Raw genomic sequence first — 13,594 nt, forward strand, 5'->3', positions numbered from 1 at the left:
CCCGAGGAGGAGTTTCATGCGCCGCTTGACGGTTTTCGCGCTCGCGCTGCTCGTCACGGCCGGCCTGTGCGCCGCACCCGCGTCCGCGGTGTCACCGGTGCGGCACCAGGTCACCTTCGACAAGTACTCGCTGATGCTGGACGGCCGCCGCCAGGTCGTCTGGTCCGGCGAGTTCCACCCGTTCCGGTTGCCCAGCCCGGACCTGTGGCGCGACGTGCTGCAGAAGATGAAGGCCACCGGCTACACGGCGGTGTCGATCTACTTCGACTGGAACTACCACTCGCCGGCGCCCGGGGTGTACGACTTCACCGGCGTCCGCGACATGGACCGCGTGCTCGACCTGGCGGCCGAGGCCGGCTTGTACGTCATCGCCCGGCCCGGTCCCTACATCAACGCCGAGGTCACCGGCGGCGGCTTCCCGGCGTGGCTGAGCACGCAGGCCGGGCGGGCCCGCGGCGACGCGCCGGACTACCTCGCCGCGGCCGACGACTGGCTTTCGCGGATCGACCGGATCATCGCGCGCCACCAGTACACCGACGGCCGCGGCTCGGTGATCCTCTACCAGATCGAGAACGAGCTCGCGGCCACCGGGACCGCGCAGCGGAACTACGTGGCGCACCTGTACGACAAGGTCCGGTCCGACGGTATCGCCGTCCCGGTCTTCCACAACGACAAGGGCCGCAACGGGATCTGGGTGCCGGCGGACTCCGGGGTGCCCGGCACTGTGCCGGGCAAAGTCGACCTCTACGCCTTCGACGGCTACCCGGGCGGCACCTGCCGGGCCGACGCGACGCCCGGCAGCCCGAGCGTCGCGCCGGACTGGGGGACCTACGGCCCGGGCGGGGCGAAGGGCGGCGCGAGCGCCTCGCCGAACACGCCCGGCTTCGCCGCGGAGTTCGGCGGCGGCTGGTTCGACTACTGGGGCAGCAACGGCACGTACCCGTGCACCGCCGTCCGGCAGGGGCCGGGCTACGAGCGCGTGTTCTACGGCACCAACCTGGCGAACGGCCTGACGCTCCAGAACTTCTACATGACCTTCGGCGGCACGTCGTGGGGGTGGCTGCCCGCCCCGGTCGTCTACTCGTCGTACGACTACGGCGCGGCGATCGACGAAGGGCGTCAGCTGCGGCCGAAGGCGCTGACGATGAAGGAGCTGGGCTACTTCCTCGCCACGGTGCCCGACGTCGCCAAGCTGGACCGCGGCGACCCGGTGACGTCGTCCTCGGCCGCGGTGAAGGTCTACCACAACGTCAACCCGGACACCGGCGTCCAGCTGTACGTGCCGATGCACTCGCCGTCCAACGCGACCACGGACGACAGCTTCACCTTCCCGCTGTCCACACCGGACGGTTCCTACACCGTTCCGGTGCGGCTCGACGGCCAGGACGCCAAGCTGCTGGTGGCGAACTTCGACATCGCGGGCCAGCACCTCGTGTACTCGACGTCGGAGCTGATGGCCGAGGCCGCCGGGACGGTGCTGCTGCACGGCCGGCCGGGCGAGGACGGGGAAACGGTGCTGCGGTACGCGTCCCGGCCGCGGGTGGACGTCCTCGCCGGCGCGGTGACGACGACCTGGACCGGGCACGACCTGCGGCTGGCCTACCGGCACGACGGCCTCGCCCGGGTCCGGATCAGCGGCGGCGGCCGCCCGGCCGTCACGCTGCTGCTCGCCGACGACGCCACGGCCGGCACGTTCTGGCGTCCCGCACCGGGGCTGCTCGTGCGCGGGCCGGATCTGGTGCGGACCGCGCAGGGCGGCCTCTCGCTGACCGGTGACACGAAGGGCACGCGGGACCTCGAGGTCTGGGGCGCCCGCGGCCCGGTGGTGCGGTGGAACGGCGCGGTGGTGCCGATGCGGCCGACGGCGTCCGGCAGCCTGGCCGCGGTCCGGCCGCTGCCGGGGCCCGCCGACCCGCGGCTGCCGGAGCTGACCGGCTGGCGGTCCGCGCCCGGCTCCCCGGAGTCGGTGCCCGGGTACGACGACTCGGCGTGGACCGCCGCGGACCAGACCTCCACCAGCAGCACCACTCCGCCGCCGGCGGGTCAGCCGGTGCTGACCGCGGACGACTACGGCTTCGGCGTCGGCGACGTCTGGTACCGCGGGAGGTTCACGGGTTCGCCGGGGGAGCAGGTCAGCCTGCGCTACGGCGGGGGCGGGGCCGGGATGCTGCAGGCGTGGCTGGACGGGCAGTACCTCGGCCAGGACGTCCTGCCGTCCGCGCTGGCTTCACCGCCGACGACCGGCACCGCGACGTTCGCCGTGCCGGAGGGCCTACGCGGCGCCGGCTCGCACGTGCTGTCGGTGATGGTGCGGAACAACGGCCACAACGAGGACGGCGGCGTCAACGACGCGCACAAGGAGGGACGCGGGCTGATCTCGGTGTCACCGGCCGGGGTGGCGTGGAAGATCCGGGGCGGTACGGCGGACCCGGTGCGCGGCCCGCTGAACAACGGTGGTCTCGCGGGCGAGCGCGCGGGCTGGTCCCTGCCGGGCTTCCCGGACCGGAGCTGGACGCGGGCGACCGTCCCGGCGGCGACCGCCGAGCCGGGGACGACGTGGTACCGCACGACGTTCTCGCTGAAGGTGCCGGCCGGGCAGGACACGTCGGTGGGCCTGACGCTCGGCGACCCGGCCCGGCCCCGCTCCGGCGGCCACTACCGGGTGCTGATCTTCCTCAACGGCTGGAACGTCGGCCAGTACGTCGCCGACGTGGGGCCGCAGCACACGTTCGCGCTGCCGACCGGGATCCTCGACCCGCACGGCCGCAACACCCTGGCCTTGGCGGTGACCAGCGACGGCGGGGACGGCAACGGCCTGGAGCGCGTGGTGCTGACCGACCTGGGCTCGGCCCGCGGGGGAGTCCCGGTCCGGCCGGTGTTTTCGCCGGGGTGGCGGCCGTAGCGACGACGTGACTGACTCATTCCTGTCGCCGGGCGACAGGAATGAGTCACTCACTACATTCGGCGGGCGACGATGTGGCCCGCCTTGAGGACCAGCTCGCGCGGCGACCGCGTCACCACCGCGTGGGCCGGGGTCTCGGCGTCGACCACGACGAGGTCCGCGGGCGCGCCTTCGGTGAGCCCGTAGCTGTCGAGACCCAGGGCGCGGGCCCCGCCGTAGGTGACCGCTTCGAGGGCCAGCTCGATGTCCTCGTCGCGGCGGAACGTGCTGCGGTAGGCCAGGTGCATCGCCCGCTCGAGGAGGTCGCCGCTGCCGAACGGGCTCCACAGGTCGCGGATGTCGTCGTGCCCGCACGCCGCGTTCACCCCGGCTTCGCGCAGCCGCTTCAGCGGCGGGACCGGGAAGTCGAAGATCGCCGCCGTGGTGGTCGTGATGCCCGCTTCCGCGAGCGCGGCCGCCAGGCGGTCCTGCGTCGCCGCGCCGCCTGGGCGAGCGCGTACGCGTGGCTGACCGTCACCCGCCCGGCGGCCGTCGCGAAGCAGAAGTCCGGGCATCGTCGCTCCTTCTCGTCGACGCCGAGCCTGGCAGCCGGGCACGGGAGAAGGGGAGGGCCCGGTGCGTCCGGCGACGCACCGGGCGCCGGGTCACTTCAGCTTGTTCTTGACCGCCTTGGCCTTGCCCTTCGCGGTGCCCTTGGCGTCCTGCAGCGGGGCGTAGGTGCCGTAGAGCGCCGGGTCGGGTTTCGGGGCGGTGCCCGGGCCGCCGAGCGGTTCCGGGTCCATCAGGTACTCGATGCCGGCGTCGGTGGTCCAGCTGCCGCCCTTGGCGCCGTCCGGGCCGTCGGAGAGGTGCCAGATGGTCTTGTTGTGGGTCTGGTCCTCTTCGTCGAGCAGCGCGTTGGGGACGATTTCGTCCTCGAGCCCGTCCGCCTTCAGCTCCTCGATGGCGGCGAGCCACTGCTTCTGGTGGACGGTGTCGCGGGCGAGGTTGAACCGCAGCATCGCCTTGACGCCCGGGTCGTCGGTCATGTTGTAGAGCCGGGCGGTCTGCAGCCGGCCCTGCGCTTCGGCCGCGACGTTGGCACGGAAGTCGGCGAGCAGGTTGCCGGAGGCGACGATGTACCGGCCGTTCCAGGGGTAGCCGTTGCTGTCGGCGGGCAGGGCGCCGCCCCCGGCGACGATGGCTTGCTGGACGTCCATGCCGCCGATCATCGCGGCCATGACGGGGTCCTGGACGGATTCGGCGGTGGCGGTGGCGGGCGCGCCTTCCAGGAGGCGGGCGACCATGGTGGCGAGCATTTCGACGTGCCCGATCTCTTCGGTCGCGGTGTCCATGAGCAGGTCCTTGTACTTGCCTTCGATGCGGCAGTTCCAGCCCTGGAACAGGTACTGCATCGTCACGCTCATCTCGCCGAAAGCGCCCCCGATCAGCTCCTGGAGCTTGCGGGCGTAGACGGGGTCGGGCTTTTCGGGCTTGGCTTCGAACTGCAGCAGCTTGGTGTGACGGAACACGCGAGAGTCCCTTTCGTCGGCGCCGGTGGTTCCCGGGGTGGAACCGGTGGCCGGAAGCCGGGGCATTCCCGGGCGCCGCGCCGATAACCCCGAAAACCGCGATTTCCGCGTGGGATCGGTGGTGCGGGAATCGGGTGGGAATCGCCGTCCCGTGTCCTCACCGGGCCGATTCGCCGAACGTCCGGGCCTCCTCGACGGCCGCGGCCAGCTCACCCTCGGCGGTCGCCGCGTCCCCGGACGCACCGCGGCGGACCAGTGCTTCGGCGTGGCGGCGCCGGGAGAACACCACGGCCGGCCAGTGGGCCAGCGCCAGGTTGTGCCGGACCGCTGCCCGCAGGTGCGCCACCGCCCGGTCGAGGTCGCCGGTCGTCAGGGCGGCTGTGCCCAGCGGGTAGTGGACCGAGCCGAAGCACGCGATGGCGAGGCTCGCCATCGCCGGCAGGTGGCCGAACGGGCGGAGCAGCCCGGAAACCCGCGCCGCCGTTTCCGTGTCGTCCAGCAGGTAAGCGGTTTCGGTCGCGCCGCACAGCGAAATCAGCCACGTGCTCGACCGCGGCAGCGCGCCCAGGTCGTCGCCGCACAGGCGCGCCAGGGCGCCCGCGGCGGTCCGGCGGTCACCGGCCGCGGCGGCCGCCACCGCCAGCGCCGCGTAGTAGGAGTTGTCGATCGGGCTGAGGGTGGGGGAGTGCATCAGCCCGTCCAGCACCGGCACCAGTTCGCCGAGCCGGCCCTGGAACCACCGGATCGCCACCAGCTGCGCGCCGTACCAGCCGAGCGCGTCCAGGTCGCCGGCCGCCTGGCCGAGCTCCGCGCAGGCCTGGGCGCCCTGCTCGGCTTCGCGGAAGCGGCCCGCGCGGATGGCCAGCATGACCCGCACCGCGTCGGCGACGAACCCCGCGGCCAGGTGCTTGCGCGCCGCCAGGAGGTCTTCGAGCTCGCCGAGCCGCCGCTGGGCGTGCGGGTCGCCGGCGAGGAACAGGTCGACGGTCTCCCACAGCACGCCCATCACGAGGTCGGTGCGCCGCCCGGACCGGCCGCTCACCCCGACCAGCTCGGTGGCCAGCTCGTGCCGCCGGGCCGGGTGGTCCGGGCCGAGCAGGCAGTGGTGGGCCAGGCTCAGCGCTTCGGCGTGCGCGACCGGGTCGCCGGCGTCCCGCGTCTCCTCGACCGCGGCCAGGATCCGGTCGTGCGTGACGGCTCGGTAGTCCTCCTCGCCCGCGAGCCGCGTCCGCAGCCGGCGGGCGAGCGTCGAGGCCGGGTCCACCTCCGCCAGCGCGTGCCGCAGGCGGGTCAGCAGCAGTTCCGACGCGGCGGCCGTCCGGTGTTCGTGCACCCACACCCCGCCCAGGCCGAGCGCCGCGCGGGCGAGCGCGTCGGCGTCCCCGGCCCGCTCGGCGCGGCGGTAGGCGGTCTCGAAGTGCTCGCGGCCGGTTCGCAGGTCGCCGTCCTCCAGCAGGGCGTGCTCGCCGGCGGCCAGTGCGTCGTCCGGGGCGGTCACCACGGTCGCGGGCCGGGCCGGGAGCAGCCCCGGGTCGTGGGCGAGCACCTGCCGGTGCACCTGGGCCAGCACCGGCGACGGCTCCACGCCGGACGCGGTGATCAGGCCGTGCCGGGCCCGGCGGAACGCCTCCAGCGCGTCCCCCTGGCGTCCGGCGCGGTAGAGCGCGGTCATCAGCTGCGCCCACAGCCGTTCGTGGCCGGGGAAGGCGGCGGTCAGCGCCTCGAGTTCCGCGATCAGGCCGGTGTCCTCGCCGGTGGCCAGGTCGGCGTCGATCCGGTCCTGGACGGCGTTGTGGCGCAACCGTTCCAGCCGCATCCCTTCGGCCTTCAGGGTTTCCACGCCGTCGAACTCTTCGTACGCGTTTCCGCGCCACAGCGCCAACGCGGCGCCCAGGTGTTCGCGCGCGACACCGGGCTCGCCGGCCGCGAGCGCGCGCCGTCCCTCCCCGGCGAGCTGCTCGAACCGCGCCGCGTCCAGGGCCTCCGGTGCCAGGCGCAGGACGTACCCCGGCGAGCGGGTCAGGATCAGGCCGGGATCCACCGAGCCGCGCAGCCGCGAAAGGTACGTGCGCACGGTCCGGTCGGCGTGGTCGGGCAGCCGCTCACCCCACAGCGCGCGGCCGAGCGCGGTGACGCTGACGACGCGGCCCGCTTCCGCCGCGAGCACGGCGAGGAGGGTCCGCAGGCGCGGCCCGCCGACGTCCTGTGGTGCTCCGCCGATCCGGACCTCGAACGGACCCAGCACTCCGAGGTCCACCCCGCCGGTGGTGTTCCCGACCATCCCCGCCCCTCCGCCGCGGGCGCCTCCGCGCTCAGGCCTACAGGAGCGCGGTGGGCCGCCCGAGATACGTCGACAGGAAGGAAAGCCGCGTCGGCTCGGTGTCGACGGCCCGCCGGCGGGCGCTGCCGGATGCCGCGTCGCGCACGGGGGCCCGCGGTTGTCCGGGAGGACGCCCGCGAGACGCAAGATTCGGGCCCGGGCAAGGGTTTTCGCCGCCGCCGCGGCGGACGGCACGGCCGGGGCGCCCTTCCCGCGGCTATGCCGGGAGGCCGGGGCCCAGGGCGGTTCCGGGCGGTTCGCCACCGGGCTCCTTGAGCTCGATGAAGAAGGCGTGCGTGGGCGTGGCACCGACGTTCTCGCCGGAGTGTTCCTGCGCCGCCACCCAGCGCGCCTCGCCGGCGGTCAGGTCGACACGCACCTCGCGGCCCCCGGCGGAGATGCGTCGGCTGAACGCGGTGAGCGTGACCATGACGGTGTCGGGGTGCCGGTGCGGCGCCGTCCGGTCGCCGGGCCGGTCGCGGTATTCGAGGATCCGCACCCGCTCGTTTTCGAGGACCACCCGGTACAGCTCGGGGTTCGTTTCGGCCGGATCACCGGTCATGGCCGCCTCCTTCGTGGGACCTGAGTACCATGATGGCATGGAAGTGCCATATGAGTCCACGGGTCGCCGGCGGCAGAAGGGGCGGACGCGGGCGGCGCTGGTCGAGGCGGCCCACGAACTGCTGGCCCGCGGAGGGGCGCCGACGGTGGAGGAAGCCGCCTCGGCGGCCGGGATCTCCCGCACCACGGCGTACCGGTACTTCCCCAACCAGCGCGCGTTGCTGCTGGCGGCGTACCCCGAGATCGAGGACGGCGCGGGCCTGCTCCCCGCCGACGCGCCCGCCGACCCCGCCGCGCGCCTGGAGCTGGTGATGCGGGAGTTCCTCCGGTTCACCGTGCGCTGGGAGCCGCAGTTGCGGGCCCAGCTGCGGCTTTCGCTGGAGCCGGGCGCGGAGCAGCCGGCGTTGCGGGGCGGCCGGGCGATCCGCTGGATCGAGGAGGCGCTGGCCCCGCTCGCCGAGACGCATCCGCGGGTCGACGTGCACGGTCTCGCGGTCGCGATCCGCTCGGCGACGGGGATCGAGTCGCTGGTGTGGCTGACCGACATCGGCGGGCTGGACCGCGACCGGGCGACGGAGGTCCTGGCGGCCTCGGCCCGGGCGATCCTGCGAGCGGCGCTCGACCCGCGATGAATCCCCCAGGGTGAAGGGCTACGTGATCGGCACCGTGGCGACGCAGGAAGTCGTGCCGTTGTCGAACGTCGTGGACGCCGTGCCCCGCGCGGTGGCCGGGATCGCGAGCCCGGCCGGCAGCGTCTCGGTGTGCGTGCCGTTCGTGGCCGGGCTGACGCGCGAGTAGACCGCGTGCGTGCCCAGCCCGTCGCGGTAGGAGATCCTCAGCGACTCGGTGCCCACGTCGCCGATGTAGGGCCCTGCCGTGGTGATCGCGCCGAGCGGGTGGTGGTAGCCGCCGGAGGTGTCGTACCGCAGGGTGAACGTCCCGCCGAACTCCCCGGCGTGGCAGGTGCTCGTGACCTGCTTGACGGTCGCCGCCTGGGCCGGCGCCGCCAGTGCCGTGGCCAGCATCGCGACCAGTCCGGCTCGCACCACTGTCTTCATCTGATCCTCGCTCTCGGTCCGTGCCATCCTGCCGGATCCCGCTTCCGTCCCGCTTCCCTCAAGGGGTGGTGCGGACGAGCAGGACCGGGCACGCCGCGTGGTGCAGCAGCGCCTGGCCGGTGGAGCCGAGCAGCAGCCCGGGGAAGCCACCGCGGCCGCGGTCGCCGAGGACGACCAGCTGGGCGGCCTCGCTGCGGTCGATCAGCTCGCGCCGCGGGTGGGCGCGGACGACGACCTGCTCGACCGCGACGTCGCCGAGGTCGTGGTCGTGGAGCCGTTCGCCGAGCAGCCGCCGACCGGCCTCGGTGACGCACCGCGGGTCCGGCCGCGGCGGCGGGGCGTCCGTCCAGGCGTGCAGCACGACGAGGGGAGCGTTGCGGGCGCGGGCTTCGGCGAGCGCCGCCGCCAGCACGCGGGTTCCGGCTTCGCTGCCGTCGATGCCGGTGACGACCGGGAGCTCGCCCGCGCCGGGCTCGTCCCAGCTGTCCCCGCGGACGACGACGGTGTCGCAGTGCGCGTGCGTCCCGACCGCCGCGGCGACCGAGCCCGCGAGGAGGCTGGTGAGCCTGCCGTGCCCGGCGGAGCCGACGACGAGCAGGGCGGCCGCGCGCGACGCCCCGATCAGCGCCTGGGCCGCACGGTCCGGGTCGAGCCGGGTCGCCGCGGCCGGAACCCCTTGCGCGGCGGCCAGTTCCCGCGCGGTCCGCAGGGCCCGCCGCCCGCGGGCGCGCAGCGCGTCGACCATCTCCTCGGGTGGCGGCACGACCCCGCCCGCGAGCAGGGCCGGGACGTCGAGGGCGTGCACGATCTCCAGGGGCGCGTCCCGCAGGCAGGCGGTCCGCGCGGCCCAGCGGACGGCGTCCAGGGACTCGGCCGACCCGTCCACCCCGGTGACGATCGGCGGCGTGGCTGCAGCGGTCATCCGCCGACTCTATGCCCGCCCGAGGGTCCGGCGGGCCGACCAAGTGAGCAGGACCAGTTCCAGCGCGGCGAACCCGGCCAGCACCACGGCCCCGGACGCCACCAGCATCGCCAGCCCGATGAGCAGCACCGGCAGCACCAACCCCGCGTAGGCGGCGAGGAACAGCGCGGCCAGGACTTCGCCGCGCGTCAGGTCGTCCGCGAGTGCGGCGACGGCGGCGACCGACGCGCGGAAGCCCAGCCCGAACCCGGCTCCGGCGAGGGCACTCGCCCCGAAGAACAGCGGGAGCGACCCGGCGAACGCCGACGTCGCCAGCAGCACCAGGCCGGTGCCCATCAGCGCGTACCCCGCCCGCAGCTGCGGGCGCGTACCGAGCCGGGCCAGCCCGATCTGCGCGAGCGCGGCGCTGCCGAGCATCGTGAAGGGCGCCAGCCCGGCGAGCAGCGGGGACGGCTCGTGCAGCTCGTGCGCCAGCAGCGCCGGGGCGAGCGCCATGAACAGCCCGCTGAGGGCGAACGCGGCGAACACGCCGATCGCGGCGCCGGCGAACTCGGACCGGGCGGTCCTCGGCAGGGACAGGCGTTGGGGCCGGTACGCCGGGCGCTCCTCCCGGCGTTCGACGGTCTCCGGCACGAGGCTCACGGCGATGGCTGCCAGCAGCAGCACGACCAGGAACACCGCGAACGGCGTGTGGAGCGGCCGGCCGGCGAACCGCGCGAACAGCCCGCCCGCCAACGGTCCCAGCGCCAGGCCGCCCGCGTTGACCACGGTGGCGGCGAGGCCGGGACGCGCCCGCGGGCGCAGCTCGGACAGGTGCGCGGTGGCGGTCGCGGTGATCGCGCCGATGCCGGCGCCGCTGACCAGCCGCGCGACGATCAGGCCGGGCACCTCCGGCCAGAGCAGGAACAGCGCCGCGGAGAGCGCCTCGGCCAGCAGTCCCGCGACGAGCACGCGGCGGCGGCCCAGCCAGTCGCTGACGTGCCCGGCCAGGTACAGGCTCAGCATCACCCCGACCGCGTAGGCGGCGAACACGACCGTGACGAGGAACGCCGGGAACCCCTCCCGCTGCTGGTAAAGCGCGTACAGCGGGGTCGGGACGGTGGAGAACGCGAGTGCCGTCGCGAACGCGACCGCGACGACGCGGAAGCCCAGGCCGTGGCTCATGCGGAGCCGGGCCGGGGCGAGGGTGACGGACATCAGGACCTTCCGGTACGCCGAGGGATCTTCCGTCCTCCACGATGTCCCCGTGGACTCAGCAAGTCCAACGAAAAGTCCTGGTCCGAGTTATCGCTACCATCGATGAATGGAGACGCGTCAGCTCGAGTACTTCGTCGCCGTGGCGGAGGAACTGAGCTTCACCCGGGCCGCCCAGCGGATGTTCGCGGTCCAGTCCACCGTGTCCGCGGCCGTCCGTGCCCTGGAGACCGAACTCGGCACCCGGCTGTTCGACCGGTCCACGCGCCGGGTCGCGCTGTCGGCGGCCGGCGCGGCGTTCCTGCCCGAGGCCAAGAGCGCGATCGAGGCTCTGGAGCGCGCCCGCGCGACCGTCCAGGAGGCGTCGGAGGGCCTGCGCGGCAGCCTGCGGATCGGCACGCTGACCTCGGTCGGCGGCGTGAACCTGCCGGAGTTGCTCGGGGCGTTCCACCGGCGGTACCCCCGCGTGGACATCCACGTGACGGTGTCGCTCACCGGGTCGACCGGGCTCGCCGAAGAGGTGCGCCAGGGGCGGCTCGACGTCGCCGTGGTGGGCCTGCCCGAGTCGGACCTCGGCGGCCTGGACGTCCTGCGCGTCGACACCCGGCCGTTCGTCGTGCTGCTGCCGGGCGCCCACCCGCTGGCGGGACGCCGGTCCGTGCGGCTCGCGGACCTCGCCGGCGAGTCCTTCATCGACACGCCGCGGGGGTTCGGCAACCGCGTCGCCATGGACCGCGCCTTCGACGCGCTCGGGTCGCCGCGGCGGGTCACCGTCGAGGTCGCCGACCTGCGCACGGTGCCCGGCTACGTCGCGGCCGGGCTGGGCGTTGCGGTCGTCCCGGACACGCCCGCGCCCGCCGGGTCGGACATCGCCGTGCGGCCCCTCTCCGGTGCCGGGCTGGACTGGCCGCTCAACGTGGTCACCTCGGGCGCGAAGCCGCCGAGCCGCGCACTGCGGACGCTGCTCGACCTCATGGCCGGTGCCGCCGATATTTGAACACGTTCAAAATCTCCGGTACGGTGGCCCGGGGCGGACCGTGAAGGGGGATTCCATGAAGGTCGTGATACCCGGTGGCACCGGGCACCTGGGCCGGGTGCTGAGCCGCAGGCTGGGCGAACGCGGGGACGAGGTCGTCGTGCTCACCCGGCGCGAGACCACGCCGGAACCGGGGGTGCGCCACGTCCGCTGGGACGGGCGCTCCGCGGGGCCGTGGACGGCGGAGATCGACGGCAGCGACGTCGTGCTCAACCTGGCCGGCCGGTCGGTGAACTGCCGCTACACCCCGGCCAACCTCCGCGAGATGTGGAACTCGCGCGTCGATTCGGCGCGGGTGGTCGGGGGCGCGATCGAGCGCGCCACCCGGCCGCCGCGGGTCTGGCTGCAGATGAGCACGGCGACGATCTACGCGCACCGGTTCGACGCCCCGAACGACGAAGCCACCGGCGTGCTCGGCGGGGACGAGCCCGGCGTGCCCGGCTACTGGGCCTACAGCGTCGACCTCGCCCGGGCGTGGGAGCGCGAGCAGGAAGTCGCGACCACCCCGCGCACCCGCAAGGTGGCCCTGCGGACGGCGATGGTGATGAGCCCGGAGCCCGGCGGCGCGTTCGCGATGCTGCTGCGGCTCACCCGGCTGGGCCTGGGCGGCCCGGTCGCGGGCGGCGCGCAGTACCTGTCGTGGATCCACGAGGACGACCTGGTCCGGGCGATCGACTTCCTCGTCGCGCGGGACGACCTGAGCGGGCCGGTGAACCTGGCGGCTCCGGAACCGTTGCCGTACCGGGACTTCCTGCGGTCACTGCGCGCGGCGGCGGGTGTTCCCCTCGGCCTGCCGGCCACGCGGTGGATGGCGGAGATCGGGGCGTTCGTGCTGCGCTCGGACACCGAGCTGCTGCTGAAGAGCCGCCGGGTGGTGCCGGGCCGGATGCTGGACGCGGGGTTCGCCTTCGAGCATCCCGAGTGGCCAGCCGCGGCGGCGGACCTGCTCCGGCGTCCGGTGCGGGCGGCCGGCTGAGGTTGCGGTCGCGCCGCGACCGTCCACTGCGGACGGTCAGCTGAGCTCGTTGTTGTCCCGCAGCCTTCTCAGCATGAGGGCGAGGTGCAGCCGGAACCGGCCCGCGGGGGAGTCGACCTCGAAGCCGAGGACGGCTTCGGCACGGGCCAGCCGGGCCGGCATGGTGCTGTGGTGGCGGTGCAGCACCACCGCGGCCTTGCGGGCCGAGCCGGTCGCGCACAACGCGTCGAGCGCCGCCAGGGTGTCCTCGCCGTGGGGTTCGGCGGCGAGCCGGTCGAGCGCGCGGACGTCCGGCAGCTCGGCGACCTCCGGTCCGTCGAACTTGCCGGCCAGCGCGGCCAGGCTGCCGAGCCGTTCCCACCACACCACCGGCTCGATGGCCGAGGTGAACCGCAGTGCCGTCCGGGCGGCGGCCCAGGAGCGGGCCGCGTCGATGGCCGGCAGCTCCGGGCCGACGCCCGCCCGGCCGCCGCCGGGCAGCGGGCCGGGCGCCGCGTCGGCCAGGACGGCACGCACTCCGCCCAGCTGGGCCGAACGCCCGGCGAGCCCGTCGGCGCCGGTGGCGGCCAGCACGCGCAGCCGGGCCGCCGGGGCGATCCCCAGCAGGTGCAGGGCCCGCGAGCGTTCGGCCGTGCCGGCGTCCCCGGACAGCGCCAGCTCGACCAGCGCGGGGTCGCCGAGCTCGGGCCGGGGCACGCCGCCCTGCTCCAGCAGGATCGCGGTGGCGATGGCGAACCGTTCCAGCAGCATGTCGTCGAGCGGGATCGGCGCGCCGCCGCGCGCCACCCACACCTCGATGCCGCCCTCGAGCCGGCGGACGGCGGCTCCCGCGGGCGCCGTCCCGGGCGTGGTGACGTCCTCGCCCGGTTCCGCGCGCAGCGACATCCCCTGGCCGGGCGCGTGCACGCCGACCCGGCAGCCGGCGAGCTCGGCCGTGCTGCGCACCAGCGCGTCCAGGCCGGCGCGCCCGGTGATCAGGCGGTCGAAGAACCCGATCACCCGCACGGCGTTCTCGGCGTCGGCGTCGAGCCCGGACAGCCGCAGCAGCAGCCCCTTCATGCCGCCACGATAGGCGCGCCCGCCGCCGGATGGCGACCTCCGGCGTGGCAACGCC

Annotated in this window: 12 protein-coding genes; 4 read left to right on the forward strand and 8 right to left on the reverse strand. The window is 74.6% G+C overall.

Features of this window, described 5'->3' with window-relative positions:
* Window positions 1-16 precede the first annotated feature (16 nt).
* Window positions 17-2,902, forward strand: a complete 2,886-nt coding sequence (locus QRX60_RS36400) for a beta-galactosidase (RefSeq protein WP_285995978.1) — start codon at window positions 17-19, stop codon at window positions 2,900-2,902.
* Window positions 2,903-2,955: 53 nt separating this feature from the next.
* Here the strand turns inward: QRX60_RS36400 and QRX60_RS36405 are convergent, their stop codons facing one another.
* From QRX60_RS36405 to QRX60_RS36420, 4 genes are all read right to left on the reverse strand, one after another.
* Entirely contained in the window at window positions 2,956-3,456 is a 501-nt protein-coding gene (locus QRX60_RS36405; RefSeq protein WP_285995979.1) for an amidohydrolase family protein, read from the reverse strand.
* 90 nt (window positions 3,457-3,546) lie between these two features.
* Window positions 3,547-4,413 (reverse strand): manganese catalase family protein, encoded by an 867-nt coding sequence (locus QRX60_RS36410; protein WP_285995980.1) that lies wholly within the window; start codon window positions 4,411-4,413, stop codon window positions 3,547-3,549.
* 157 nt (window positions 4,414-4,570) lie between these two features.
* Window positions 4,571-6,694: an AfsR/SARP family transcriptional regulator gene (locus tag QRX60_RS36415; protein WP_285995981.1), complete on the reverse strand. Its 2,124-nt coding sequence runs from the start codon at window positions 6,692-6,694 to the stop codon at window positions 4,571-4,573.
* A gap of 256 nt (window positions 6,695-6,950) precedes the next feature.
* Window positions 6,951-7,295, reverse strand: a complete 345-nt coding sequence (locus QRX60_RS36420; protein WP_285995982.1) for a cupin domain-containing protein — start codon at window positions 7,293-7,295, stop codon at window positions 6,951-6,953.
* A 37-nt stretch (window positions 7,296-7,332) separates the two neighbouring features.
* Here QRX60_RS36420 and QRX60_RS36425 point away from each other — a divergent pair, with 37 nt between their 5' ends.
* Window positions 7,333-7,926, forward strand: coding sequence for a TetR/AcrR family transcriptional regulator (locus QRX60_RS36425; RefSeq protein WP_285995983.1), 594 nt, complete (start codon window positions 7,333-7,335; stop codon window positions 7,924-7,926).
* 18 nt (window positions 7,927-7,944) lie between these two features.
* On the opposite strand, the gene QRX60_RS36430 is transcribed toward QRX60_RS36425, so the two are convergent.
* The 3 genes from QRX60_RS36430 to QRX60_RS36440 are packed head-to-tail and all read right to left on the reverse strand — an operon-like array spanning window position 7,945 to window position 10,471.
* Entirely contained in the window at window positions 7,945-8,352 is a 408-nt protein-coding gene (locus QRX60_RS36430; protein ID WP_285995984.1) for a hypothetical protein, read from the reverse strand.
* A gap of 58 nt (window positions 8,353-8,410) precedes the next feature.
* Window positions 8,411-9,274 (reverse strand): universal stress protein, encoded by an 864-nt coding sequence (locus QRX60_RS36435; protein WP_285995985.1) that lies wholly within the window; start codon window positions 9,272-9,274, stop codon window positions 8,411-8,413.
* Between the two features lie 9 nt (window positions 9,275-9,283).
* On the reverse strand, window positions 9,284-10,471 hold the full coding sequence (locus QRX60_RS36440) for an MFS transporter (protein WP_285995986.1): 1,188 nt from the start codon (window positions 10,469-10,471) through the stop codon (window positions 9,284-9,286).
* Window positions 10,472-10,577: 106 nt separating this feature from the next.
* Here QRX60_RS36440 and QRX60_RS36445 point away from each other — a divergent pair, with 106 nt between their 5' ends.
* Complete coding sequence (locus QRX60_RS36445; protein WP_285995987.1) at window positions 10,578-11,465, forward strand: LysR family transcriptional regulator; 888 nt, start codon at window positions 10,578-10,580, stop codon at window positions 11,463-11,465.
* 55 nt (window positions 11,466-11,520) lie between these two features.
* Entirely contained in the window at window positions 11,521-12,480 is a 960-nt protein-coding gene (locus tag QRX60_RS36450; protein ID WP_285995988.1) for a TIGR01777 family oxidoreductase, read from the forward strand.
* 36 nt (window positions 12,481-12,516) lie between these two features.
* Here the strand turns inward: QRX60_RS36450 and QRX60_RS36455 are convergent, their stop codons facing one another.
* Complete coding sequence (locus QRX60_RS36455) at window positions 12,517-13,539, reverse strand: helix-turn-helix domain-containing protein (protein ID WP_285995989.1); 1,023 nt, start codon at window positions 13,537-13,539, stop codon at window positions 12,517-12,519.
* Between the last annotated feature and the right edge of the window lie 55 nt (window positions 13,540-13,594).

The sequence above is a fragment of the Amycolatopsis mongoliensis genome (assembly GCF_030285665.1).
GTDB lineage: Bacteria > Actinomycetota > Actinomycetes > Mycobacteriales > Pseudonocardiaceae > Amycolatopsis > Amycolatopsis mongoliensis.

Bases quoted from the DNA above. Each gene is read 5' to 3' on its own strand.
- QRX60_RS36400 (WP_285995978.1), top strand. From the start codon at position 17: ATGCGCCGCTTGACGGTTTTCGCGCTCGCGCTGCTCGTCACGGCCGGC.
- QRX60_RS36405 (WP_285995979.1), bottom strand. From the start codon at position 3,456: ATGCCCGGACTTCTGCTTCGCGACGGCCGCCGGGCGGGTGACGGTCAG.
- QRX60_RS36415 (WP_285995981.1), bottom strand. From the start codon at position 6,694: ATGGTCGGGAACACCACCGGCGGGGTGGACCTCGGAGTGCTGGGTCCG.
- QRX60_RS36420 (WP_285995982.1), bottom strand. From the start codon at position 7,295: ATGACCGGTGATCCGGCCGAAACGAACCCCGAGCTGTACCGGGTGGTC.
- QRX60_RS36425 (WP_285995983.1), top strand. From the start codon at position 7,333: ATGGAAGTGCCATATGAGTCCACGGGTCGCCGGCGGCAGAAGGGGCGG.
- QRX60_RS36430 (WP_285995984.1), bottom strand. From the start codon at position 8,352: ATGAAGACAGTGGTGCGAGCCGGACTGGTCGCGATGCTGGCCACGGCA.
- QRX60_RS36435 (WP_285995985.1), bottom strand. From the start codon at position 9,274: ATGACCGCTGCAGCCACGCCGCCGATCGTCACCGGGGTGGACGGGTCG.
- QRX60_RS36440 (WP_285995986.1), bottom strand. From the start codon at position 10,471: ATGTCCGTCACCCTCGCCCCGGCCCGGCTCCGCATGAGCCACGGCCTG.
- QRX60_RS36445 (WP_285995987.1), top strand. From the start codon at position 10,578: ATGGAGACGCGTCAGCTCGAGTACTTCGTCGCCGTGGCGGAGGAACTG.
- QRX60_RS36450 (WP_285995988.1), top strand. From the start codon at position 11,521: ATGAAGGTCGTGATACCCGGTGGCACCGGGCACCTGGGCCGGGTGCTG.
- QRX60_RS36455 (WP_285995989.1), bottom strand. From the start codon at position 13,539: ATGAAGGGGCTGCTGCTGCGGCTGTCCGGGCTCGACGCCGACGCCGAG.